Below are 24,709 nucleotides of genomic sequence, written 5' to 3'. Positions count from 1 at the left end.
CGCCGTCCTGCCGACCCCCTTACCGGGTCGGCACTGAGTGCAACTGCCCCACTGCGTACCGCACATGGCGCAAAGAGACCGCAACTGGGGGTCTACGCGCGCCCGGTGTCGCCAGTAAGGCCTTGCTATCCGTCCCGTGGTGCACACTTGCTGCCTGGTACAGGGCTCACGGGGAAGGCGGCCTGGCAAATGCTGACGGGGATCGAGGAGGTCGACTGGGCCTCGCTGGGGCACGCGTACGGCCCCGCGGACGACGTGCCGGAGCTGCTCCGCGGACTCGCCTCCGCCGATCCCGCCGAGCGGGAGACCGCCCTCGACGGCATGTACGGGGCCGTCCACCACCAGGGCGACGTCTACGACTCCACCCTCGCCTGCATCCCCTTCCTCCTCGAACTCGTCGCCGACCCCGCCGTCCAGGACCGCGGCTGCATCGTCGAGCTGCTCACCAGCATCGGCGGGATCGAACTCGACGACGACGAGGAACTGGACGAACTCGACCCGGACGACGAGGAGTTCATCCCCGCCGCCAACTACGCGATGGCCGCCGCCGCGATCGCCGCCGGCGCCGACGTGTTCCTGGGGCTCGTCTCCGACCCCGACCCCGAGGTGCGGCTCGCCGCGCCCTGCGCGCTCGCCTCGCTGCACCCCGAGCCCGCGCGGGTGCTGACCCTGCTGCGGGAGCGGCTCACCGTCGAGCGGGACACCGAGGTACGGCTCGCCCTGGTCGCCGCCGTCGGCCGGATCGCCCTGCGCCACGCGGCGCTGCGCACCGAGACCGTCGACTGGCTGGGCTGGCTCGCCCGCGCCGCCCAGGACCCGGGCCTGCGGCTCGCGGCTCTCGCCCAGCGGGCGCGCTGCGCGCCCGGCGACATCCCCGACGACATCGTGCCGTGGGTCACGGGGCTCCTGGAGGAGATCAGAACCTCGGCGCCGGGGCCGACCGCACCCGGCGCCGAGCGTGCCGCGACCCCGACTCTCATCGGGCAGGTCCGCGAACTCCTGGAGGAGCACGCCGCCGGCCGCCCCGCCCCCTGGACGGAGGAGCTGCTCAGAACCCTGCACGCGGCGCTCGACGACCGGGTCGACGACCGCATCGCGCTCATCCTGGCGCAGTTGCGCAGCCCGGACTGGGGGCAGCGTTCGGACGCGATCTGGTTGTGCGGCGGGTTGATACGGATCTGGCGGGGGCGGTACGAGGAGGTCGTCCGGCTCGTCGGCGCCCAGCTCAACGACCCCGAGCCGCGGCTGCGGGAGGCCGCGACCTCGTTCCTGGAGCGGCTCTTCGAGCTGGGCGCGCCCGCCGCCGACGCGCTCGCCGCCCGCCTCGCCGTGGGCTCGGGCCCGGGCGCCGGGACCGTGCCCGGCGGGGTCGGGGGCGGCGGCCCGCGCGGCGGCAGCGGCCTGGGCGGCAGCCCTCAGAACGGTTTCGTCGGGCGGTCCGGGCGCGACGGCGCGCTCCTCGCCCTCGCCCGCGCCGGGGACACCCGCGCCGTACCGCTGCTCGCCCGTGCCCTGGAGGAGAGCGAGGTGCGGCGCGAGCTGCTGTACGCGATGGACGGCCTCGGGCCCTCCGCCGCCATGCTGGCTCCGCTGCTGCGGCGCCGGCTCGCCGAGGTCGAGCTCGACGAGCGGCTGTACGACCGGGCGGCGCCCCTGCTCTACGCCCTCGCGGCGGTACGGGGCTCCCAGGCCGTGCCCGAGGTCCTGCGCGTCCTGCGGGGCGCGCCCGCGAACCGGCGCGACTGGGTGCGCGAGTCCGCGCTGCGGACCCTGGCGGCGTTCGGGCCCGCGGCCCAGGAGGCCGTACCGGACATGCGTGGGCTCCTCGCCGCCGAGTCGGCCACCGTCGCGACGGCGGCGGCGCGCGCCCTGTGGGCGGCCGAGGGCGACCTGGGCGAGGTGCTGACCGCTCTGGAGCGGTGGCTCCGGCCGGGCGCCTCGGGCGCGGACTGGTGCTCCGCCGCCCAGGCCCTCGGTGAGATCGGCCCGGCCGCCGCCTCGGCGGCCCCCGCCCTCGGCCCGGGTCTGGCCTCGCGGGACCTGTGGGTGCGGGTTCGCAGCGCCGCGGCCCTGTGGCGGGTGTCCGGGGACGCGGCGGCGGCGCTGCCGGTGCTGCTCGCGGCGTGGGAGGAGAACCGGCACGCGCGCGTGGACGTGGCCGAGTGCCTGGCGGAGATGGGACCGGCGGCCTCGGGGGCACAGCTGGTGATCCTCACCGAGCTGACCCGCCGGCGCAGGCACAACGCGCGCGAGGGCGCTTCGGGCAGCCATGACATCCACCTCGACGAGAAGTTGCTCACGGTGTGCCGGGCGGCCCTCGCGCGGATGGAGCGGGGCGCCTTCTAGGCGGCGCGGCCGTCGCCGGGTTCTGGTGACCGCCGCTGGCAGGGCCCTGGTGCGCGATCGGCGGGTCCCCGAAGCCCGCACCCGGTGCGGCGATCGGTCCCGGGCGCCGGGAGGGTGGCCCCTGCCGAACCGACCGGTCCCGCGGCCCCACCCCCCGCCGCACCCACCGCTCCCGCGGCCCCACCCGCCGGGCCCGCTGTCGAGCGGACCGGGCCCACGAGTAGACAAAAAGGACTTCCCTCCGAATAAGGTCTACTGGAGGCGGGCCCGCCCAGGTTCCGCCGACCGGCGGCCCCCCACCCCGTCCACCCCAGCCACCCTGGCGGCCCGGCCACCCGGCCGCCACCCACCGATCGACCCGTACGAGGAGCAGTGTGAGACCGCGCGGAGTGCAGCTCGCCGCCGGTGTCCTGTGTGCCCTCGTCCTGGGCGGCGCGGCCGGCTGCGGACGCGCCGAGGGCGGGCTCGAGAGCGCCGGGTCCACGCCTCCGGCCGCCGGGCCCGTACGCCTCTGGCCCGATCTGCCGCCCGCCACGGACCCGCCGATCGACTACGGCGAGACCGACACCGAGCGCGTCCCCGGCATCAAGGTCCCCGACAACGACGTGCACGCCGTCGACGCCCGCGCGGTGGTCGAGGCCGAGGTGCGCGCGCACCCCGACACGTACAGCGGCGCCGACGGGCTCTACGCGGAGACCGCCCGCGCGATCAAGGCCTGCGGCACCGCGCCGGCCGCCTGTCCGATCATGCGCCCCTACTACCGCGACCTCACCGGCAACGGCCGGGACGAGCTGATCGTCGGCATCCGGATGCCGGACCAGCAGGTCGGCGTGCGCGTCTACCTCGCCGAGAACGGCGGGCTCACCCGTGTCATGGCCACCGTCGACCAGGTCATCAGCGTGGAGCTGGCCGGCCGGGACCTGATCATGCGGGTCAGTTCGGCGGGCATCCCCGGGTACGAGTACCGCACCGCCTGGTCCTGGGACGAGCAGCAGCACAGCATGCTGCCCACCCGCGACGAGATCGTCCGGGTGAAGCCCGGCCGCACCGCGCCGCCGACCGTTCCCGCGCCCCGCCTGGTCAGCCCGACACCGGCCCCGGGGACGGCCTCGACGCCGCTCCCGCTCCCGCCGGACGTGGCCGTTCCCGCCGAGCCGAGCCCGTGAGGGCGCCCCGGCTGCCCGCCTGGACCGCGACCCTGACCTGGAAGGCCGCCGTCTTCATCGCGGTGATGTGCTGCGCCCTGGCCGCGCTGCTCGGCATCCTCGTCCATGTGTCGGTGACCGGCCAGACCGTGAACGACTCGCGGGAGAAGGCCCTCGCGCGGCTCACCGACGTCACCCGGCTCTACGAGGCGGGCGAGCCGCTCCCCCGGTTCGCCGGGGTCGACCCGCCGGGGCTCCCGCCCTCCCTCCACGCGCTCGCCGTCCGGGGCGAGCGCGGCACCGTGGTCGCCGACGACCGGGGCCGGCCGACGATGTGGGCGGCGGGCCCGGCGGACGGCCGCGCCCTCGCCGTACGCCTCGACTACACCCAGAGCGCCGAGACGATCGACGCGCTCGACCGCTCGATCCTCGGCTCCTCCGTCCTCGCGATCGGGGCGACGCTGGCCGTCGGCGCGTTCGCCGTCACCCGGGTCACCCGGCGGCTGCACCTCACCGCGCAGGTGGCCCGCCGGATCAGCGCCGGCGATCTCGACGCGCGCGTCGACGACCCCCGCACGAAAGACGCCTCCCGCCCCCAGGACGAGGTGGCCACGGTGTCCGGGGCGCTCGACACGATGGCCTCCTCGCTCCAGCGGAAGCTGCAGAGCGAGCAGCGGTTCACCGCCGACGTGGCGCACGAGCTGCGCACCCCGCTCACCGGGCTCTCGGCGGCGGCCGAGCTGCTGCCGGAGGGGCGGCCTTCGGAGCTCGTGCGGGACAGGGTGCGGGCGATGCGCGGGCTCACCGAGGACCTCCTGGAGATCTCCCGGCTCGACGCCCGCAACGAGACCGTCGACCTGGCCGTCCACGAGCTCGGTCCGCTCGCGGAGCGGGTGGTGCGCGCCTCGGGCACCGCGACGGAGGTGCGGGTCGTGCGGGACGCGACGGTGGAGACGGACCGGCGGCGGCTGGAGCGGGTGCTGGGCAATCTGATCGCCAACGCGCACAAGCACGGGGCCCCGCCGGTGGTCCTGACGGTGGACGGTCCGGTGGTGTCCGTACGGGACCACGGGCCCGGCTATCCGGCGTACCTCCTGGAGTCGGGGCCGCAGCGGTTCCGCACCGAGAGCGGGGGCAAGGGCCACGGCCTCGGCCTGACGATCGCGGTGGGGCAGGCGGAGGTGATCGGCGCCGAGCTCGTCTTCGCCCGCGCGGCCGACGGCGAGGGCGCCGAGGCCAGGCTGCGGCTGCCGGAGTACGTGACCCTCGCGGACCCGGCGCCGGAGGACTGACGGCTCGCGGTCCGATACCGGAGGACTGACGGCTCGCGGCCGGACGCCGGAGGACTGACGGTTCGCGGTCCGGCGCCGTAGGACTGACGGCTCGGACCGCGCCGGAGGACCGACAGCTCGCGGGCGGCCCGGACCACGCCGGACAGAACCGCGTCGCGCGGCACACCGCCACACGGCGCACCGTCACACAAAAGGGACATAGAGCACACCGCTTGCTACGTTGCGGCCATGACCGCACCGCGCACGGACGCTCCCCCGCCCGGGGTACGCCTGCCGAAGCGCCGCGGCGTGGAACTCTCCCTCCTCGTCTGCGCCGTCCTCATCTGCGTCTACGGGTACGCCGAGGTCGGCCTCGCCCGCAGCGGGGCCGTACCGCCGGACGCCGCGCGCTACGGCGCCGGGCTCGGGCTGCTCTCGCTCGTCGCCCATCTCGCGGTCCGGTTCCGCGCCCCCTACGCCGATCCGCTGCTCCTGCCGATCGCGGTCCTCCTCAACGGACTCGGCCTGGTGCTGATCTACCGGCTCGACCTGGAGACGCCGAAGGACCAGGCGGCGGCGACGCAGCTGGTCTGGTCGACGCTCGGGGTCGCGCTGTTCATCGTGGTCGTGCTGGTGCTCCGCGACCACCGCTCGCTCCAGGGGTACGCGTACGTGTCGGTGGCCGCCGCGCTCGCCCTGATGATCCTGCCGATCTTCTTCCCGGCGGTGAACGGCGCCAAGATCTGGATCCGGCTCGGCGGCCTCTCCTTCCAGCCGGGCGAGTTCGCGAAGATCCTGCTCGCGGTGTTCTTCGCCGCGTACCTCGCCGCCAACCGCAACGCCCTCGCGTACACCGGCCGCCGGATCTGGAAGTTCCAGTTCCCGACCGGACGGGTGCTGGGGCCGATCGTGGCGATCTGGCTGCTGAGCGTCGGCGTCCTCGTCCTCGAACGGGACCTGGGCACCTCGCTGCTCTTCTTCGGCCTCTTCGTGATCATGCTGTACGTGGCGACCGGCCGGACCGGCTGGATCGCGGTCGGGCTCGTCCTCGCCGCCGCCGGGGCCTTCCTCGTCGGCTCGCTCGAACCGCACGTGCACAGCCGGGTGCAGGACTGGCTCGACCCGTTCGCCTCGATCCGGGCCGGGGACGGGCCCGGCCAGCTCGCCCAGTCGCTCTTCTCGTTCGCGGCCGGCGGGATGCTCGGCACGGGGCTCGGTCTCGGTCATTCCGTCCTCATCGGCTTCGCCACCAAGTCCGACTTCATCCTCGCCACGGCCGGCGAGGAGCTGGGCCTCGTCGGCCTGACGGCACTCTTCCTGCTGTACGCGCTGCTCGTCGCCCGCGGCTACCGCGCCGGCCTCTCCCTGCGGGACCCCTTCGGGCGGCTCCTGGCGATCGGACTCGCCTCGATCGTCGCGCTCCAGGTGTTCGTGATCGCCGGCGGGGTGATGGGCCTGATCCCGCTGACCGGAATGGCGATGCCGTTCCTGGCGCAGGGCGGGTCGTCGGTGGTCACGAACTGGGTGATCGTGGCGCTCCTCATCCGGGTCAGCGACTCGGCGCGCGCACCCCAGCCGGACGACGCCGACACAGGGACGCTCGCCCCGGTGAAGGAGGAGGCCGCATGAGCGGACCGCACGCGCCGGGGGGAACCGCGTGATCCGCTACGCCCGGCGGGCCGCCGCGCTCTGCCTCGTCCTGCTCGTGGCGCTCCTCGTCAACTCCGCGCGCGTGATGGTCTTCGAGGCCGAGTCGCTCGACGACAACCCGGCCAACCGGCGCATCGCGATCAACCGCTACGCGCAGCCGCGCGGCGAGATCGTCGTGGACGGGAAGCCGGTCACCGGCTCCCGGGACAGCGGCCAGCAGCTGCGCTGGGAACGGACCTACCGCCAGGGCCCGTTGTACGCCCCGCTCACCGGCTACTCCTCGCAGACGTACGGCACGACCCTCGTCGAGCACGCCGAGGACGCGATCCTGGCCGGCACCGATCCGATGCTGGCCCCGCTGCCGCTCTGGAACGACCTGACCCGGGGCCGGCAGCCCGGCGGCGACGTCGTGACGACGCTCCGCGCGCCGATGCAGGAGGCGGCCTTCCGGGGGCTCGCCGGGAAGCGGGGCGCGGTCGTCGCGGTCGAACCGCACAGCGGCCGCATCCTGGCGCTGGTCAGCTCGCCCTCGTACGACCCCGGCGTCCTCTCCGGCACCGGCCAGGCGGTCAAGGACACCTGGCGGCGGCTCACCACCTCGCCGAACCAGCCGATGCTGAACCGGGCGCTGCGGCAGACGTACCCGCCGGGGTCGACGTTCAAGATCGTGACGGCCGCGGCGGCGCTCGACGCGGGGGTGGTACGGGACGTGGACGCGCCGACGGACACCCCGGACCCGTTCATCCTGCCCGGCACCCGGCAGGTGCTGCCGAACGAGGCCGAGGGCTGCGGCGACGCGTCGCTCGCGTACGCGATCCAGTGGTCGTGCAACACGGTGATGGCCGGCCTGGGGGTGGAGGTGGGCCTGGAGGGAATGGTCGACGCGGTGGGGAACTTCGGCTTCAACGACACGGGGCTGCGGGTGCCGTCCTGGGTGGCCAAGTCCAACTTCGACCGGCAGATGAGCCCGGACCAGCTCGCGCTGTCGTCGATCGGGCAGTTCGACACGACGGCGACGCCGCTGCAGATGGCGATGGTCGCGTCGGCGGTCGCCAACAACGGCGAGATCGCGCAGCCGTACCTCGTCGACCGCACGACGACCTCGGGCGGGACGACGGTCGACCGGACGGGCCGCCGGAGTTACCGGCAGGCGATGAACCCCGCGACGGCGATGCAGCTCCAGCGGCTGATGGTGAAGGCGGTGACGGAGGGGACGGGGACGAACGCGGCGATCCCCGGGGCGCGGGTCGGCGGCAAGACCGGCACGGCCCAGCACGGCTTCGGCAACACCGGTACCCCGTACGCCTGGTTCATCGCCTGGGCGCAGGCGGAGGACGCGGCCCAGCCGGCGGTGGCGGTGGCGGTGGTCGTCGAGGACGCGGAGGCGTCCCGCACGGACATCAGCGGGGGCGGCAGCGCCGCGCCGATCGCGCGGGCGGTGATGGAGGAGGCGCTGCGGCTGGAGGCGGAGGCGCGGGGGTAGGAGGGGCCGCGGCAAGGGGTGGGGACGCGGCGGGGGTGGGGCCTGGGGGCGGCCTCGGACACCCCCAGCGCTCTACTCCCCCCGCGCTCTCCGCCCCACTGCCCGCGTGAGCCGCCCGCGTGAGCCGACCGCCTCAGCCGACCGCATCGGCCGCCCGACTCAGCCGCCCGCCGAGGGCATCCGCGTCAGGTGCCCGCGCCGCCGATCGGCTTGCGGATCTCCCCGCGGATCTTGGCCGTCTTCTCGGCGAGGTCGGCCAGGTCGATGTCCTGCGGGTCGGCCGTGGCCTCCCCGGCGCCGACGAGGGCGACGGCGGCCGCGGTGTTCTCGTCGCCCCAGGCGCACATGGGCAGCGTCGTCGTGCTGAGTCCGTCCCTCGACGTGGTGACCTGGCAGCTGACGGTCACGCCGTACCCGGCGGGGGTGAAGTCCCTGGGCTTCACGACGAGCTTGGAGCCCTTGTCCGTGGCGGCGCCCCTGAGGATCGACGACCGCGTGGAGCCGGGGCTCTTGATCTGCCCGTACAGCCCGGAGAGGACGAGGACGGACCCGTCGGACCCGTTCTCGCCGCTGTACTGCCCGACGGCCGCCGTCGCGTCCTTCACCGTGAAGTCGGGGGTGTCCTCGATCTCCTTGCCCTGCGTGTCGGAGAGGTCGGAGACGAGGGTGAACTCACCGCCGAGGAGGGTCTGCGGGACGACCAGCTTGTGCGTCGCCGCGGGGAAGGGGCCCGTGGCGCTGTCGAGCCCGGCCTTCACCCCGTAGCCGATGCCGCCGACCAGGACGAGGGAGCCGACGACGATGGCGACGATCGCACCGGCCGACAGCTTCTTCTTCGGGGGCGGGCCCATGGGCGGCTGCCCCCAGCCGCCGGGCCCCGGGCCCGCCGGGTACTGCGGCGGAACACCGTGCCGGGGATACGCCTGCGGGGGCTGGCCCGGCGGCGGGAAGCCCTGCGGGGGACCGTACGGACCGGGCTGCTGCGGCGGCACCGGACCGCCGTACGGGTTGGGCGGCTGGTTCGGCACCGGCCCGCCGTACGGGTTGGGCGGCTGGTTCGGCGGTGGCGGCATGCTCATGGCGAGCACGCTACGTCACCCGTACGACAACCCGTTCTTCCGGGGAGTCAGCCCTGCGCCGCCCCGTCCGCGATCGCGTCCGCGACCTCGGCCACCCGGGCCTGCTCCTCCTTGGCGAAGCGCTCCGCGTCGAGCTGTTCCGCGATCTCCTCGTCCTGGGTCATGAGGAGGTCGAGGTTGGAGTCGCCGAGGTCGAAGACCCCCATGTCGAGGTAGGCCTTCTGGAGGCGCTCGCCCCAGAGGCCGATGTCCTTCACGCAGGGGACGATCCGGCTGAAGAGCAGTTTGCGGAAGAGGTGCAGGAACTCGCTCTGCTCGGTCAGCTCCTCCGCCTCCTTCCGCGGGATGCCGAAGTTGTCCAGCACCTCGACGCCGCGCAGCCGGTCGCGCATCAGGTAGCAGCCCTCGATGACGAACTCCTCGCGTTCGCGGAGTTCGGCGTCGGACAGCTGCTTGTAGTAGTCGCGCAGGGCCATCCGGCCGAAGGCGACGTGCCGGGCCTCGTCCTGCATCACGTACGCGAGGATCTGCTTGGGCAGGGGCTTGTCGGTGGTGTCGCGGATCATGCCGAAGGCGGCGAGGGCGAGGCCCTCGATGAGGACCTGCATGCCGAGGTACGGCATGTCCCAGCGGGAGTCGCGCAGGGTGTCGCCGAGGAGGCTCTGCAGGTTGTCGTTGATCGGGTAGAGCATGCCGATCTTGTCGTGGAGGAAGCGGCCGTAGATCTCGGCGTGCCGGGCCTCGTCCATGGTCTGGGTGGCCGAGTAGAACTTGGCGTCCAGGTCGGGTACGGACTCGACGATCCGGGCGGCGCAGACCATGGCGCCCTGCTCGCCGTGGAGGAACTGGCTGAACTGCCAGGAGGAGTAGTGCCGGCGCAGCTCGCCCTTGTCCTTCTCGGTCATCTTCGCCCAGTGGCGGGTGCCGTGGAGGGTCAGGACCTCGTCGGGGGTGCCCAGGGGGTCGTACGGGTCGACCTCCAGGTCCCAGTCGATGCGGGTGGCGCCGTCCCACTGCTTGTCCTTGCCCTTCTGGTAGAGGGCGAGGAGGCGCTCGCGGCCGGCGTCCTCCATGTCGTATTCCCAGCTGAAGCGGGCGGCGCTGGTGGCGGGGACCTGCCAGCTCGGGGTGGACGGGGCCGTGGTGTAGAGGTCGCGCGTCGACACTGACGCCTCCTTGGGGAGTCGGGCCTTTCCCGTGGTGCGAGTCCTGTGGCCCGGCCAGGCTCACACGTTGGTAGACGGATCGTCAACAAGTCGCGCACAAGGGATTGACGGCACTACTGACGGGCAGTCTGATAAGTGGTGACCATCGGTAACGTCACGCCGTCGCGACGAGCACAGCGAGGTGCGCACCCATGACCCCCTTCTCCGGGTCCCCGGCGACCACGAACTCCCCGTCCGCGGAACCGGACTTCAGCCTCCTCAGGGACGCCCTGGGGCCGCTGCGCGACCGTGAGCAGGTCGCCGAACGGCTCCTCGAGTCCTCCCGCAAGCACTCCTACGACCCGGACGTCGAACTCGACTGGGAGACGCCGTTCGAGGACGGCAAGTGGTTCTGGCCGCCCGAGCTGCTCTCCCTGTACGACACCCCGCTCTGGCGCACGATGTCCGAGGAGCAGCGGATCGCGCTCTCGCGCCACGAGGCGGCGTCGCTCGCGTCGCTCGGCGTCTGGTTCGAGATCATCCTGATGCAGCTGCTGGTCCGGCACATCTACGACAAGTCCCTGACCAGCCATCACGTCCGCTACGCGCTGACCGAGATCGCGGACGAGTGCCGGCACTCGATGATGTTCGCGCGGATGATCCAGCGGGGCGGGACACCGGCGTACCCGGTGCCGAGGATCTACCACAACCTCGCGCGCGTGCTGAAGACCGTGTCCACGACCCCGGGCTCGTTCGCCTCGACGCTGCTCGGCGAGGAGATCCTCGACTGGATGCAGCGGCTGACGTTCCCGGACGAGCGGGTCCAGAACCTGGTGCGCGGGGTGACCCGCATCCATGTGGTCGAGGAGGCGCGGCACGTGCGGTACGCCCGCGAGGAACTGCGCCGCCAGATGGTGACCGCGCCGCGCTGGGAGCAGGAGTTCACACGGGTGAGCTGCGGGGAGGCGGCGCGGGTCTTCTCCACGTGCTTCGTGAACCCGCAGGTGTACGAGGCGGTGGGCCTGGACCGGCGGGAGGCGGTCGCGCAGGTGCGGGCGAGCGGGCACCGCCGCGAGGTGATGCAGTCCGGCGCGCGGCGCCTGACGGACTTCCTGGACGACATCGGGGTGCTGCGGGGAGTGGGGCGCCGGCTGTGGCGGTCCTCGGGCCTGCTGGCCTGACGGGTGGGGGGCGGACGGGCAGGCCCGATGGGGCGCGACAGCGTCCGGCTACGCTGCGGAGCATGACTGCCGCCGCCACCCCCGCGTACCGCAGGCTCAGCGTCGAGGCACGCCGCGGCCAGCTCCTCGAAGCCGCCCAGGAGCTCTTCGCCCACCGCACCCCCGAGGACGTCTCCCTGGACGACGTCGCCGAGGCGGCCGGCGTCTCCCGGCCGCTCGTCTACCGCTACTTCCCCGGCGGCAAGCAGCAGCTCTACGAGGCCGCCCTCCGCTCCTCGGCCGACGCCCTGAACCACTGCTTCACCGAGCCGCCGGCAGGGCCGCCCACCGAGCGGCTCGGCCGGGTGCTCGACCGCTATCTGGCCTTCGTCGACGAGCACGACGCCGGTTTCAGCGCCCTCCTCCGCGGCGGGAGCGTCGCCGAGACCTCCCGCACCACCGCGATCGTCGACGAGGTCCGCCGCGCGGCCGCCGAGCAGATCCTGGTCCACCTCGGCGTGGACCGCCCCGGCCCGCGCCTCAACATGCTGGTCCGCACCTGGATCGCCGCCGTGGAAGCCGCCTCCCTCATCTGGCTCGACGAGGACAAGCGGCCCCCGGCCCGTGAACTGCGGGAGTGGCTCGTGGACCATCTCATCGCCCTGCTCGCCGCGAGCGCGGCCGGCGACGAGGAGACCGCGCGCGTCGTCGGACGCCTCCTCGCCCAGGAGACGCCCGAGGGGCCCGTGGCCCGGCTGGCCCGCCGGGTCATCCCGGTGGTCGGCGAGGCGGCCCGCCTCCTCTGAGCAGGAACCGGAGGCCGGAGGGGACACTGGAGGGGTGAGAAGCCAGAACACCTCCTTCCGTGGCGGTCCCCTCGACGGCCGGGTCCTGCCGATCCTGCTCGGCCCGACCGGCCACCCGCCGAAGTGGTACGAGATCCCGGTCCCGGCCCACGACGGGAACCCCCCGACCCTCCACACCTACCGCCGCGAACCCGCGGGCTACACGAAGCGACTGGGCCTCCAGCGCGGCTGGGTCTACGCGTACGCCCCCGAGGGCCGCGAGCGTCGCGAGCTGAAGTGGCCGTGGTCGAAGCCGGGCACCGGCGCGAACCCGCCCCGGGACGGCGCTGCGCCGAAGGAGTGAGGACGCCGGACTCACCCCCGTTCGTCCGTTGATCACATGAATTGACACGTCATCATCCCCGTGGAGGTGGTGACGTGTCGCGAAGGCTGCTGCGTACGGTCTGCACGGGGGCGCTGGCCGCCGCGACCGCCCTCACCGGGGTCCTCCCCGCGGGCGCCGCCGCTCCCGACCCGCCTTCCGATCCCCCGGTGGAGGCGCCGATCGCCTGGGCGGATCCCGCCGCCGAACCGGTGGGACCGGTCGACCCGGACGCGACCGCGGCGCCCGAGGCACCCGAGGTGTCCGCGTCGTCGGGGGCACCCGTACCTCCCACGGCCGAGGCGACGACCTCCGAGACGCCGGACCCTGCCGAAGCCGACACCCCCGACGCTCCCGTCACCTCCGCCGCCCCCGTCGACCCCGACGCTCCCGTCACAGCCGACGCATCCGACACTCCCGTCACCCCCACCGGCCCGAGCGATCCCGCGTCCTCCGCCACCGACGACGACGCCTCCGCGCTCCCTCCCCCCGGCGGCGACTCCGTCACCGCGCTGCTCACGCGGCTGCGGACGCTCTACCGGCAGGCGGAGGAGGCGACCGAGCGGTTCAACGCCGCCGAGGAGGCCCTGAAGCTCCAGACCGCCGACACCCGGCGGGTCACCGCACGGCTCACCGCCGCCCGAACCGCGCTCGCCCGGGGGCGGGCCGAGGCCGGACGGATCGCCAGGGACCAGTACCGGGGCGGGTCCGAGTTCTCCTCCTACCTGCGGCTGCTGCTCGCGCCGGATCCCCAGTCGGCACTCGACCAGGGACATCTGCTGGCGCGGGACTCCCGGGCCCGGGCGTCCGCCGTACCGCGGCTGGAGAAGGCCGAGCGCCAGGCGGGCGGCCTGGCGAGCGCCTCCCGCAAGGCGCTCGACCGGCAGCAGACCCTCGCCGCCACGCAGCGCACCCGGCGTGACGAGGTCCGGGCCCGGCTCGCGGAGGTCGAGAAGCTGCTCGCCGCGCTCTCTCCCGAGCAGCTGGCCCGGCTCACCGAGCTGGAACGCGTCCAGACGGCGGGCGCGCAGCGCGAGCTGCTCGACTCGGGTGTCCTGGACGGCCGGCGCACCCCGTCGGGGGCGGGCGCGCGGGCGCTGCGGTTCGCGGTGGGGCAGATCGGCAAGCCGTACGAGTGGGGGGCGGAGGGCCCGGAGACGTACGACTGCTCGGGGCTCACCCAGCAGGCGTGGGCGGCGGCGGGCCTGGAGGTGCCGCGGACGAGCCAGGAGCAGTGGGCGACGCTGCCCCGGGTGCCGCTCGCGGAGCTCCGCCCGGGGGACCTGGTGGTGTACTTCCCCGGCGCGACCCATGTGGCGGTCTATCTCGGCGAGGGCCTGGTGGTGCAGGCGCCGCGGCCCGGCGGGAAGGTGAAGGTCTCGCCGATCGCGGCGAACCCGCTGATCGGGGCGGTGCGCCCGGATCCGGACGGGGAGCCCCTGGCCGCCTTCACCCCGCCGGCGCTGCCGGCGGGGGCACGGGACGGCGGGGACGAGGGGTACGACCACGGCTGAGTGCCGACTCCCGCCCGGAGCACCGCTCTCCTCGGCCCGACCGGTCTGCCGGCACCGCGGGCGGGCCCGTACCCGGGCCGTGGGCGGGCCGCCGGGCGCGGAGGCCGCCGGGCGGACGGTGACGGACGACGGCCGGCTCCCCCGGGCCACGGGCCCCGGGTGCCGGCCGTCGGAGGACGCCGCGCGCGGATCAGCCGCCCGCGACCTCACCCAGGTACGCGGACGTCTTCTCGGGCTCGTAGAAGAAGTTCTCGAAGTCCGACGGGTCGTTGAAGCCGTTCGCGAACCGGTCGGCGACCGGCTGGAGCTGGCCCGCGGCGCCCAGGAGGTTCAGGACGTGCTCCGGCGGGGGCGCCAGCATCGCGTTCGTCCACTTGGTGACGTGCTGGGCGGTCTGCCAGTAGCGGTCGAAGGCGGACTGCATCCACTCCTCGTCGAAGGGCTTGTCGCCCTGCTCGACGATCGCGGCCAGGTACGCGGCCGCGCACTTCGACGCCGAGTTCGAGCCCTGGCCGGTGATCGGGTCGTTGGCCACGACCACGTCGGCCACACCGAGGACCAGGCCGCCGCCGGGCAGCCGGCCGATCGGGTTGCGGACCGTCGGCGCGTACCGGCCGGCGAGGGTGCCGCCGGCGTCGGTCAGTTCGACCTTGGTGGCCCGCGCGTACTCCCAGGGCGTGAACTTCTCCATCAGCTCCAGGGTCAGCGACAGGTGCTCCGCCGGGTCCTTGACGCCCTTGAAGGCGTCGAGCGGGCCGCCGGGGACGCCCTCCCAGAAGAGGATGTCCGCGCGGCCGCCGGTCGTCAGCGTCGGCATGACGAACAGTTCGCCGACACCCGGGACCACGTTGCACCGCACGGCGTCGAAGTCCGGGTGCTCCGGGCGCGGGCCCAGGCCGTGGACGTACGCGACGGCCAGCGCGCGCTGCGGCTCGCTGTACGGCGAACGGGACGCGTCCCGGCCGAACATCGAGACCAGCTCGCCCTTGCCCGCCGCGACGAGCACCAGGTCGTAGCTGCGCGAGAAGTAGTCCAGGTCGCCGACGGCCGCGCCGTGTATCACCAGCTGGCCGCCGCGCTGGGCGAAGGTCTCCATCCAGCCGGCCATCTTCACCCGCTGGTCGACGGACTGCGCGTACCCGTCGAGCCTGCCGACCCAGTCGATCGCGCGGGACGAGTCGGGGGCGGCGACCGAGACGCCGAGGCCCTCGATGCGCGGTGCCTGGGACTCCCAGAAGTTGAGGCCGAGGTCCCGCTCGTGCTGGAGCGCGGTGTCGAACATGCACTGGGTGGACATGACCCGGCCGGCCCGGATCTCGTCCGCCGTCCGGTTCGACATGAGGGTGACCTCGTACCCCGACGACTGGAGTCCGAGGGCGAGCTGCAGGCCGGACTGGCCGGCGCCGACTATGAGTATCTTCCGCATGGGTGGTGCTCCTGGCGTGACGGGGAGAGCGGGGCGATCTATTCGGGGGTGTGTTCCAGCGCGTGGGCGACCATCGCGAGCAGGCTCTCGACGACGCTGTACCGCTTGCGCGCGTCCATGATCACCACGGGGACGTGCGCGGGAACGGTCAGCGCCTCCCTGACGTCGTCCGCCTCGAACAGCTCGGTTCCCTCGAAGTGGTTGACGGCCACGATGTACGGCAGCCCGCAGCTCTCGAAGTAGTCGAGGGCCGGGAAGCAGTCCGTGAGCCGCCGCGTGTCGGCCAGCACGATCGCGCCGATCGCCCCGCGCACCAGGTCGTCCCACATGAACCAGAAGCGCTGCTGCCCCGGCGTCCCGAAGACGTAGAGCACCAGGTCGTTGTCGAGGGTGATCCGGCCGAAGTCCATCGCCACCGTGGTGGTGAGCTTGTCCGGCGTGGCGGTGAGGTCGTCGGTCGCCTCGCTCGCCCGGGTCATCAGCGCCTCGGTCTGGAGCGGGGTGATCTCCGAGACCGCGCGCACGAAGGTGGTCTTGCCGACGCCGAAGCCGCCCGCGACGACGATCTTCGTCGCTATCGGGGCGCGGGTGTGGTCGAGCTGCCAGTCCTGCGCGCCGTCCTCGGCATCGGGCTGCGCGGCCGCCGAGGCCGTATCTCGCCGGAACAGGTCGGCCGCGGGGGCCTGGGGCTGCGCGGGAATGCCCGTCACCGATCCGGTGTCGGCATCGGAGACGGCGGAGGCGTCAGAGACGACGGAGTCCACTCAGCACCCTTTCGAGGAGCGCGCGGTCGGGCTGCCCGGTGCCGTGACCGGTCCCGTACACACGGATCTTTCCCTGGTCGGCCAGGTCACTCAGGAGCACCCGGACGACCCCCAACGGCATCTTCAGAAGTGCCGAGATCTCGGCGACCGTCCGCATCCGGCGGCAGATCTCGACGATGGCCCGCATCTCCGGCATCAGACCGCGTGCGCCCGGCCCGCCGTCCGTCAGGACCTTGCGCACGGCGGGCGCTTCGAGCGCCGCCACGAAGGTCTCGACGAGCAGGACGTGGCCGAAGCGGGTGCGCCCGCCGGTCAGCGAGTACGGGCGTACGCGCGCGGGGCGGCGTCCGTCTCCTCGTACCGGCAGCCGGTGGGCGTGGAACCCCGACGAAAGTGACGTCACTGGGTGCTCTCCATCGATTTGCGCAGCTCGCTGCGGACTTCGGGGGTGAGTACGTGACCGGCGCGGCCCACGAAGAGCGCCATGTGGTAGGCCACCACGCTCATGTCGCAGTCGGGCGTGGCGTGCACGCCGAGCAGCGAGCCGTCGCTGATCGACATCACGAACACGCTGCCCTGCTCCATCGCCACCATGGTCTGCTTGACCCCGCCGCCGTCCATCAGGCGGGCGGCGCCGATGGTCAGGCTGCCGATGCCGGAGACGATGGTGGCCAGGTCGGCGCTGGAGCCGCGCGGCCCGTTCGGACGGCCGGCTTCGGCGGCGACCGTCGTGCTCTGCTGGGCGGCCGGGTCGGACGAGAGCAGCATCAGGCCGTCGGAGGAGACGACGGCGACCGAGTGGACCCCGGGCACCTCCTCCACCAGATTCCCCAGCAGCCATTGCAGGTTGCGGGCTTCCGTGCTCAGTCCGAACGTTCCCGTCGCAGTCAACTGCGTGCCTCCTCGACTGTGTCCCCCGTCATCTCCTCTGTACGTGCAGTCTTTACGTCCTCTATCCGCCCCGTCTCCATCTCCGCCTCCACGTCGCGGCGCCCGGCCTTGGCGCCCTGGTGGAAGCCGCCGAGCCGGCGGCGCAGGGCCTCCGCGTCCACGCCGCCCTGACGGGGGGCCGTGGTGCCGGAGCCGGCGGGGCGGACCACCTGCGGGGTGCGCTTGGGCAGACCCTTGTCGGTGAGGCGCTCCCCCTGCGGGGTACGCGGCCCGGGAACCGGCTGGTCGGTGACCGGCTCGGGGGCGGCGGGAGTCTGCGGCTCCTCGTGGTGGGCGGGAGCGGTGGTGTCCACCGCGCGCTCGTGGGCGTCCGGCTCCGGCGGCGGGTCGGGCAGCCGGACCTGGAGCGTGGTCTCGGAGACGCTCTGGCCGAGGGGCGAGGGCTCGTGGTGGCCGGGCTCGGGCTCGTACGGGAGCGGCGCGGGCTCGTGGTGGCCGGCCTCGGGCTCGTACGCGAGCTCCTGCGGCTCCGGTGCGTGCGGGGGCTCCGGTGCGTGCGGTGCCCGGGCCTCCGCCTCGTACGAAGCCTCCGCCTCGTTCGGCGCCTCGGGCGCGTACGGAGCCTCGGGCTCCCGCTCCGGCTGCTGGTCCCGCTGCTCCCTCGCCGAGGTCTCCCCGGCCTCCAGGAACGCCCGCTCCGCCGCCTCGACGAGGGGGTCGCGGTTCCGGGACGGCAGCGTGTTGGAGTTGGCCTCCGCGGCCGAGCCGGGCAGGTGGAGCGTGGGTGCCGCGCCCGCCATCCGTACGGGCTCCGTCACGGTGGTCGGCAGGGCGGTGGGGAGCAGGGGCTGCGGCAGGACCACGACGGCCGCCGTGCCGCCCGGCTGCTGCTCGCGCAGCTCGACGCGGACGCCGTGGCGCGCGGCGAGCAGGGCGATGACCCGCATGCCCAGGCCCTCGCCGTCGAAGGCGCCGGGGTCGGCCTCGGCCAGGCGCGCGTTGAGCTCGGCGAGCCGGGCGGGGCTCATCCCGATGCCCGCGTCCTGCACGGAGAGCATCACCTCGCCGGACTCCAGGAGCCAGCCGGAGAGCTGGACCTCGGCGTCGGGCGGCGAGAAGGAGGTGGCGTTCTCCAGGAGTTCGGCGATGAGGTGGCTCAGGTCGTCCGCGGCGAAGCCGGCGATCTGGGCGTGCGGCGGCAGGGACTGGATGGTGACCCGCTCGTACCGCTCGATCTCGCTGACGGCGGCGCGCAGGACGTCGACCAGCGGGACGGGTCCGGCGTGGCCGTGGACGTGCTCGTGCCCGGCGAGGACGAGGAGGTTCTCGCTGTGGCGGCGCATGACGGTCGCCATGTGGTCGAGCTTGAAGAGGGTCGCGAGGCGGTCCGGGTCCTGCTCGCGCTCCTCCAGCTTCTCGATGACGCCGAGCTGCCGCTCGACGAGCCCGAGGCTGCGCAGCGAGAGGTTGACGAAGGTGTGGTGGACCGTGCTCCTGAACCGTTCGAGGTCGGCGGTGAGGAGCGCGACCTGCCCCTGGAGTTCGGCGCGCTGGGCGGCGAGCTGGGCGCCGAGGGCCTCCTTGGCGGCGGCCAGGTCGGTCCGGTCGTCGGTGAGCCGCTCGGTGTGCGCGGCGAGGCCGGCGAGCTTGCCGTGCAGGGTGTTGAGGGACCGGACCACCTGCGCGAACTCGTCGTTGCGGCCGGTGAAGCGGACCAGTTCCTCGGCACCGGGCTCGGGGGCGGCGGCGAGCCGGGCGGCGCCGAGCCGGAGGACGGCGAGCGGCCGGGTGAGGGTGCGGGCGACGTACGTGGAGATGCCGATCGCGACGATCAGGCAGCCGCCGAGGAAGGCGATGCGCAGTTCGAGGGCGGTGACGTCGTCGTCGCGGAGGGCGGCGAAGTGCTCGACCCGCTCGGCGGCGAGGCGGGACTCGACGCCGCGCATCTGCTCGATGCGGGCGGACAGCGCGGCCTCCAGGCCGGCCGGGTCGGTCTCGCGCTCGGTCTCCGTCAGCCGGGGCTGGTCGGTGAGGGTGGCGAGGGAGCGCTCGGCGCTCTTGACGTCGGGGCCGGCGACGGTCGTGGCGATCGCGTCGCGGGCGGCGGTGCCGGCGGCCTGGTCGAAGTCGCCGAGGGCGGCGAGCTCGCGGACCCGGGCCTGCTGGGCGGCCGCGGTGAGGCTGTCGCGGGCGCGGTCGGCCTCTGCGGCGCCCTCGGGTACGTCGGGGACGTAGGTGCCGGTCTCCGCGTCGTAGTGGACCTCGCCGGTGGGCTCGGGCTGCGGCACGGAGAGCGCGGCGAGGAGCAGGCCGCGGGTGACGGAGGCCTGTTCGACGGCGCGGCTGAGGGCGGCGGGGGCGCGGGTGGCCTCGGTGAGCGCCGTGTCGGAGGCGCGGGCCGGGGTCCGGTCGGCCAGCTCGTCGGCGAGGGCCTGGAGCTTGGTGATGATCTCCGAGTACGCCCGGTGGGCCTCCAGGGCCGTGCCCTTGCCGGTGAGGGCGGACCGGCGGACGGAGGGGACGCCGGCGAGGTCGCGGCGGAGCTCGACGGAGGCGGCGGGCCGGATCTCGTCGATCTGGCGGTCGACGCGGGTGGAGCGGGTCGAGGTGACCTGGCGCTTGTCCTTGGCGTCGCCGGCCTGGTTGTCACGGCCCGCGGCGATGTACGCGACGACCTCGTCGCGCTCGTCGGCGAGCGAGTGGGCCAGGGTGACGGCCTGCCGGTCGAGTTCGGCGAGGGTGACCAGGCTCTGGGAGTCGTTGAGCTCGGTGGAGGCGGCGAGGACCGCGGGCGCGCCGGCGACGAGGACGGTGATGCCGACGAGGGCGACGCCGGCGACGAGGCGGTTGCGGACGCGCTTGGGGCGGCCGGTGGGGGCGCTGCCGGCGAAGGTGCTGCCTTCGGGGACGCTGCCGGTGGGCGCCGTGGCGCCGTCCGGGGTCGGCACCGCACCGGGGGTCTGGCTCCGCGTGCCGTTCTTGCTCCGAGGCCGCTTCATCTGCACCGGTGCTCGCATTCTTGATTCGTCCGCCCACAAAGCAGAGGTGACGGCCGGTCACATGGAGCGCCCCCACCCCTGGTACGGCTTCCGACCATTCCAGCGCTTTTGGGAAGGGGGCGCGCATCGGCCGCTCCGCCACCCGAACGAGTGAACAACACTCCTGAGTTGGCGAACAACTTCTCCGGCACGGCCGGGGAGGGCCAGGAACGGCTTCGGTTGGATCTTCCGCCCGCGCTTTGGCAGGATGCCCGCCCGCAGCTTCCCGGAGCCCGCGGCTCCGGCCGCCCAGGGACCTCCACCCGGTTGGTACAGGCCATTTCCGCTCGTTTGCAGGTCCGGTGAAGACGCGCACCGGGAACGTACGCCGCTCCGGGCACACTGGTCGTCATGCGCAGCGATGTCGCCACCCTCCCCGGCAGCCCCGAACGCCCCAACGAGGACTGGGTGGCCGCCGCCCTGCCCGCCTCGGGGCGCGGAGGAACGGTCGTCCTCCTCGACGGCGTCACACCGCCGGCGGGTGATGACGGTTGTGTGCACACGGTGCCGTGGTTCACCGCGCGTCTCGGCGGTTCTCTGACCGAACTGTCCGCTTCCTGCCGGGACATGTCCCTGGCCGAGATCCTGTCGCTGGCAATCCGGCGCACCGCGGACGCCCATCGGGGCACCTGTGACCTTTCTCACGTACGTACGCCGCAGGCGACCGTCGTGCTCGTCCGCTGGGACGAGACCTCGGTCGAACACCTCGTCCTCTCCGACTCGGTGCTCCTCCTGGAGTCGCCGGGCGGTGCCGTACGGGCCGTGCTGGACGACCGGCTCGACCACGTCCCCGACGAGGTCCTGCGGTCCCTGGCGGCGACGGACCGGCTGCGGAACCGGGAGGGCGGGTTCTTCACCGCGGCGGCCGACCCGGCGGTCGCCGCGCGGGCGGTGACGGGGACGAGCCCGCGCGCGGAGGTACGGGCCCTGGCGGCGCTCACGGACGGGGCGGGCCGCTGGGTGGAGCTGTTCGGCGCGGGCGACTGGGCGGACTGCTTCGGCGTGCTCCGTGCGGAGGGCACGCTCGGGCTGCTCCACCGTGTGCGGGCCCTGGAGGCGGCGGACGAGTCGGCCGGCGGGACGCGCCGCTGGAAGCTGCACGACGACGCGACGGCGGCCCTGGTGGAGCTGGGGGCGGGCTGAGCGGCGGCGGGGCCGGTGGAGAAGCCGGAGCCGACCGAGCGGCGGCGGCCCCGGGTGGGGCTGGACCGACCGAGCGGCGGCGGCCCGGTGGGGCCGGACCGACCGGGCGGCCGTGGCCCCACGGGCCCGCTCAGCCCTCGGAGCGGACGTTGAAGTGGTTCAGGAGGCGGGCGAGTTCGGAGACCTCGGCGCGGTCCCAGTCGGCGAGCTTGCGGACGTACCGCTCCCGCCGCGCGTCCCTGACGTGCCGGAAGCGGTCCCGGCCCTCCTCGGTGAGCCGGACCAGCGAGGCGCGCCCGTCGGCGGGGTCGGGGTCGCGGGCGACGAGCCCGAGGTCTTCGAGGGCCCGGAGCTGACGGCTCATGGTCGCCTTGCCGACCCCGAAGTAGCCGGCGAGTTCGGTGGCCCGCTGGGGGCCGGCGTCGTCGAGCCGTACGAACAGGCCGTAGGCGGCGGGCTCCAGTTCGGGGTGGACCTCGCGGGCCATCTCGCCGGACTGGGCGCGGGCGCGGCGCAGGAAGACCGCGAGTTCGCGTTCGAGTGCGAGGAACACCGGGTCGACCCCGCCGGACGGGGCAGGGGGCTCGCCGCCGAGGACCGGCGGGACCGCGCCTTCACTTCCCGTACCGCTTCCGTGCACGTCAGCACCTCTCACGCGTTCTCCGGCGACCCGCCGCCGGCTTTCCGGCCGCTGAAAGTTTCTTTCGGCCGAGGCCATCGCCGCAGCTCTTCCAGTATTTCGCAGGCGTAGACCAACGGCGGTATCCGGGACCCCTTCCATGGGCCGGGTCTACGTGCGTAGCGTCGTCCACGGCGCTCTGGCTGACATGTCCACACCATGACTGGCGGACGGGCGTCCAGGACCGCCGACCCCGCTCCCCCCACCGATCCTTTCGGAGGCACGCAATGCGTGTGCACAGATCCGGAACGACCCTCGCCGGCGCCGCACTCACGGCCCTGGCCCTCCTCCTCCCCCTCGCCGCGTCCGCCGGAGCCGCCCCGGACCCGGGCGTCCGCCAGACTCCGCCGCGCGGCTCCGCCAGCATGGGCATGGGCGTCCTCGCGCACGACGGACAGGGCGGCGCCCCCGGCGGCGCCTCCGCCCAGGCCGTCCAGACCGAAGGCGTGGACGTCTCCAGCCACCAGGGCAACGTCGCCTGGTCCACCCTGTGGAACAGCGGCGTCAAGTGGGCCTACGTCAAGGCGACGGAGGGGACCTACTACAAGAACACGTACTTCAACCAGCAGTACACCGGCTCGTACAACGTCGGCATGATCCGGGGCACGTACCACTTCGCGACCCCCGACACGACGACCGGCGCGGCCCAGGCCGACTACTTCGTCGACAACGGCGGCGGCTGGTCGAAGGACGGCAGGACGCTGCCGGGCGTGCTCGACATCGAGTGGAACCCCTACGGCGCGACCTGCTACGGCAAGACCCAGGCCGGGATGGTGGCCTGGATCCGCGACTTCGTGAACCGGTACAAGGCCAGGACCGGCCGGGACGCCGTCATCTACACGGCGACCAGCTGGTGGACCCAGTGCACCGGCAACTCCTCCGCCTTCTCCGCGACCAACCCGCTGTGGATCGCGCGGTACGCCGCGGCCGTGGGCGAACTCCCGGCCGGCTGGCAGTACTACACGATGTGGCAGTACACCTCCTCCGGCCCGACGGTCGGCGACCACAACCACTTCAACGGCGACCTCTCACGGGTACAGGCGCTCGCCAACGGCTGACGCCCCCAGCGCGAGGCGGCCCCCGGGTGTGCGGCGCCCCGGGGGCCGCTTCGGCTTTTCCGGCTCTCCCCCTTGCCTATTGGTATGGACCAATGCGAGGCTCTACGGCGATCGCCCGGGATTCAACTTCCGTGCGCTCAGCGCGCGTTGCTCGTCCGTCCTCCCCCACGCACGAGAGAGAGCCCCCGCATGCAGTCCACCCGACGCACCGCCGCCGGTGTCGCCGCCCTGTCCGCCGCCGCAGCACTCGTCACCCTCACCCCCACCACCGCCAGCGCCCACGGAGCCGTCTTCAACCCCGTGAGCCGCGTCGCCGCCTGTTACGCGGAGGGACCCGAGACCCCCAAGTCGCAGGTGTGCAAGGACCTCGTCGCCGACTCCGGCACCCAGCCGCTCTACGACTGGAACGAGGTCAACATCGCCAACGCCGCCGGTCAGCACCAGGCCCTCATCCCGGACGGCAAGCTCTGCTCGGCGAACCGCGCGAAGTACCGGGCGCTCGACTGGGCGCGCACCGACTGGCCGGCGACGGCGGTCGCGGCGGGCAGCTTCGCCTTCAAGGTCCGGGTGACGGCCGCCCACTCCGGCACCATGACCGTCTACATCACCAAGCCGGGCTTCGACCCCACGCAGCCGCTGAAGTGGTCGGACCTGGACGCGACCCCCGTCGCCGTCTACAACACCACCCGCACCGCCACCGACGGCTACTACAACTTCACGGGCAACCTCCCCGCCCGCACCGGCCGCCACATCGTCTACAAGGTGTGGCAGCGCAACGACAGCCCCGAGGCCTTCTACAGCTGCTCGGACGTCACCTTCGGCGGCGCGGCGGCGCAGCCGGCCGCGGCGAAGGCCCAGGCTCCGAGCGAGGCGAAGATCGCGGCGGGCGCGTCCCTCTCCACCGTGAGCCACGCGGGCCACGGCGGCGACGAGCAGGCCCCGGCCCTCTCCGCGGAGACGGCCGAGACCCCCGCCTCGCCGCTGCCCATGGCCCTCGCGGGCGCGGGCGCCCTCGCCGTCTTCGGCGCGGGCAGCCTGCTCCTGGGCCGACGCAGGAACGCGTCGGCCTCCTAGGGCTCCGGAACCGTCCGGCTCCGGGGGCTCCGTCGCGGGAGCCCTAGGAGCCGGACGCACCGAGTGGGAAGAGGGCGGTGAGCCGGGGTATCGCCACCCCCTCCGGACGAGACCCCCGCGGTCCGCCGCCCTCTTCCCACTCCCCCTCGAAATCGCCCTGGAGCTCGTCCGCGAGCTCCTCGGCACGCTCGTCCACGGCGTCGTCGAACTCCTCGCCGAGGTCGTCCTCCTGGCCGGTCAGCTCGTCGTACGCGTCCTGCGCCACGTAGTCCAGCCCCTCCCACTCGGGCCACTCGTCGTCGTCCCACTCGTTCCTGTGGCGGCCCACCAGGGCCCGTACGCCCGGCACGTCGGCCAGCGCGTCGGGGTCGGCGACGACCGCGTCGTACACCTTCCGCCCCTGCCCGACCAGCCAGAGGGTGAAGTAGTGGAAGCCGTCGTCGGAGCAGGCTCCGCTCTCGATCCGGTCCGCCGCCCGCCACAGCGCGCGCGTGCCGGCGACCTCGCACGCGTCGTCGAGGCGCACCTGGAACTCCACGCTCTCGGCGGCCGGACGCCGGAGCAGCTCGGCGCGCAGCCACTCCGTGCGCTCCTCCAGGTCCTCGGTGCGGCGGCTCAACTCGTCGATGAGAGCCCAGAAGGCGTCTTCGTTCATGCGTACGAGCATGACACCCCC

The 24,709-nt window shown here is 73.7% G+C and carries 21 protein-coding genes; 12 read left to right on the top strand and 9 right to left on the bottom strand.

Going from position 1 to position 24,709, the window contains the following annotated elements:
* The first annotated feature begins 189 nt into the window (after positions 1-189).
* From AMK27_RS24900 to AMK27_RS24880, 5 genes are all read left to right on the top strand, one after another.
* Positions 190-2,346, top strand: coding sequence for a PBS lyase (locus AMK27_RS24900; protein ID WP_073912386.1), 2,157 nt, complete (start codon positions 190-192; stop codon positions 2,344-2,346).
* 374 nt (positions 2,347-2,720) lie between these two features.
* Entirely contained in the window at positions 2,721-3,512 is a 792-nt protein-coding gene (locus AMK27_RS24895) for a hypothetical protein (RefSeq protein WP_073912384.1), read from the top strand.
* On the top strand, positions 3,509-4,783 hold the full coding sequence (locus AMK27_RS24890) for a sensor histidine kinase (protein ID WP_073912382.1): 1,275 nt from the start codon (positions 3,509-3,511) through the stop codon (positions 4,781-4,783). The genes AMK27_RS24895 and AMK27_RS24890 overlap by 4 nt, the downstream gene beginning before the upstream one ends.
* Before the next feature lie 228 nt (positions 4,784-5,011).
* Positions 5,012-6,391 carry an FtsW/RodA/SpoVE family cell cycle protein gene (locus AMK27_RS24885; RefSeq protein ID WP_073912380.1) on the top strand — a complete coding sequence of 460 codons (1,380 nt, stop codon included), beginning with the start codon at positions 5,012-5,014 and terminating at the stop codon, positions 6,389-6,391.
* 28 nt (positions 6,392-6,419) lie between these two features.
* Complete coding sequence (locus tag AMK27_RS24880; RefSeq protein ID WP_073912377.1) at positions 6,420-7,895, top strand: penicillin-binding transpeptidase domain-containing protein; 1,476 nt, start codon at positions 6,420-6,422, stop codon at positions 7,893-7,895.
* 185 nt (positions 7,896-8,080) lie between these two features.
* Here the strand turns inward: AMK27_RS24880 and AMK27_RS24875 are convergent, their stop codons facing one another.
* Complete coding sequence (locus AMK27_RS24875) at positions 8,081-8,974, bottom strand: hypothetical protein (protein WP_079188603.1); 894 nt, start codon at positions 8,972-8,974, stop codon at positions 8,081-8,083.
* 47 nt (positions 8,975-9,021) lie between these two features.
* Positions 9,022-10,140, bottom strand: a complete 1,119-nt coding sequence (locus AMK27_RS24870) for a ferritin-like domain-containing protein (protein WP_073912374.1) — start codon at positions 10,138-10,140, stop codon at positions 9,022-9,024.
* Positions 10,141-10,331: 191 nt separating this feature from the next.
* Here AMK27_RS24870 and AMK27_RS24865 point away from each other — a divergent pair, with 191 nt between their 5' ends.
* The 4 genes from AMK27_RS24865 to AMK27_RS24850 all read left to right on the top strand — a co-directional run bounded on the left by AMK27_RS24865 (position 10,332) and on the right by AMK27_RS24850 (position 13,960).
* Positions 10,332-11,300 (top strand): AurF N-oxygenase family protein, encoded by a 969-nt coding sequence (locus AMK27_RS24865; RefSeq protein WP_073912371.1) that lies wholly within the window; start codon positions 10,332-10,334, stop codon positions 11,298-11,300.
* Positions 11,301-11,362: 62 nt separating this feature from the next.
* On the top strand, positions 11,363-12,085 hold the full coding sequence (locus tag AMK27_RS24860) for a TetR/AcrR family transcriptional regulator (RefSeq protein ID WP_073912369.1): 723 nt from the start codon (positions 11,363-11,365) through the stop codon (positions 12,083-12,085).
* A 34-nt stretch (positions 12,086-12,119) separates the two neighbouring features.
* Positions 12,120-12,428: a hypothetical protein gene (locus AMK27_RS24855; protein WP_073912367.1), complete on the top strand. Its 309-nt coding sequence runs from the start codon at positions 12,120-12,122 to the stop codon at positions 12,426-12,428.
* Positions 12,429-12,502: 74 nt separating this feature from the next.
* A complete protein-coding gene (locus AMK27_RS24850; RefSeq protein WP_073912365.1) occupies positions 12,503-13,960 on the top strand; it encodes a C40 family peptidase in 1,458 nt (485 codons plus the stop codon).
* 190 nt (positions 13,961-14,150) lie between these two features.
* Here the strand turns inward: AMK27_RS24850 and AMK27_RS24845 are convergent, their stop codons facing one another.
* The 5 genes from AMK27_RS24845 to AMK27_RS24825 all read right to left on the bottom strand — a co-directional run bounded on the left by AMK27_RS24845 (position 14,151) and on the right by AMK27_RS24825 (position 20,058).
* Positions 14,151-15,386 (bottom strand): styrene monooxygenase/indole monooxygenase family protein, encoded by a 1,236-nt coding sequence (locus tag AMK27_RS24845; protein WP_073912362.1) that lies wholly within the window; start codon positions 15,384-15,386, stop codon positions 14,151-14,153.
* Positions 15,387-15,424: 38 nt separating this feature from the next.
* Entirely contained in the window at positions 15,425-16,054 is a 630-nt protein-coding gene (locus AMK27_RS24840; RefSeq protein WP_073913195.1) for a GTP-binding protein, read from the bottom strand.
* Positions 16,055-16,130: 76 nt separating this feature from the next.
* On the bottom strand, positions 16,131-16,553 hold the full coding sequence (locus AMK27_RS24835) for a DUF742 domain-containing protein (protein WP_073912360.1): 423 nt from the start codon (positions 16,551-16,553) through the stop codon (positions 16,131-16,133).
* Positions 16,550-17,041 (bottom strand): roadblock/LC7 domain-containing protein, encoded by a 492-nt coding sequence (locus AMK27_RS24830; protein WP_073912357.1) that lies wholly within the window; start codon positions 17,039-17,041, stop codon positions 16,550-16,552. Before AMK27_RS24830 ends, AMK27_RS24835 begins: the two co-directional genes overlap by 4 nt.
* Positions 17,038-20,058 (bottom strand): sensor histidine kinase, encoded by a 3,021-nt coding sequence (locus tag AMK27_RS24825; protein ID WP_241847595.1) that lies wholly within the window; start codon positions 20,056-20,058, stop codon positions 17,038-17,040. Before AMK27_RS24825 ends, AMK27_RS24830 begins: the two co-directional genes overlap by 4 nt.
* Before the next feature lie 372 nt (positions 20,059-20,430).
* Between AMK27_RS24825 and AMK27_RS24820 the strand changes: the two genes are divergently transcribed.
* A complete protein-coding gene (locus AMK27_RS24820; RefSeq protein ID WP_073912351.1) occupies positions 20,431-21,222 on the top strand; it encodes a hypothetical protein in 792 nt (263 codons plus the stop codon).
* Positions 21,223-21,352: 130 nt separating this feature from the next.
* On the opposite strand, the gene AMK27_RS24815 is transcribed toward AMK27_RS24820, so the two are convergent.
* A complete protein-coding gene (locus tag AMK27_RS24815) occupies positions 21,353-21,862 on the bottom strand; it encodes a MarR family winged helix-turn-helix transcriptional regulator (RefSeq protein ID WP_073912348.1) in 510 nt (169 codons plus the stop codon).
* A 266-nt stretch (positions 21,863-22,128) separates the two neighbouring features.
* Between AMK27_RS24815 and AMK27_RS24810 the strand changes: the two genes are divergently transcribed.
* Positions 22,129-22,959 carry a lysozyme gene (locus AMK27_RS24810; protein WP_073912345.1) on the top strand — a complete coding sequence of 277 codons (831 nt, stop codon included), beginning with the start codon at positions 22,129-22,131 and terminating at the stop codon, positions 22,957-22,959.
* Positions 22,960-23,148: 189 nt separating this feature from the next.
* Positions 23,149-24,033 carry a lytic polysaccharide monooxygenase auxiliary activity family 9 protein gene (locus AMK27_RS24805; protein ID WP_073912343.1) on the top strand — a complete coding sequence of 295 codons (885 nt, stop codon included), beginning with the start codon at positions 23,149-23,151 and terminating at the stop codon, positions 24,031-24,033.
* 43 nt (positions 24,034-24,076) lie between these two features.
* Here AMK27_RS24805 and AMK27_RS24800 read toward each other — a convergent pair whose 3' ends face one another.
* Positions 24,077-24,688, bottom strand: coding sequence for a DUF4240 domain-containing protein (locus AMK27_RS24800; RefSeq protein WP_073913193.1), 612 nt, complete (start codon positions 24,686-24,688; stop codon positions 24,077-24,079).
* Between the last annotated feature and the right edge of the window lie 21 nt (positions 24,689-24,709).

It is taken from the genome of Streptomyces sp. CB02009, from assembly GCF_001905825.1.
Classification (GTDB): Bacteria; Actinomycetota; Actinomycetes; order Streptomycetales; family Streptomycetaceae; genus Streptomyces.
Note: the sequence above shows the minus strand (reverse complement) of the source record. Positions and strands in the feature narration are given on the sequence as shown.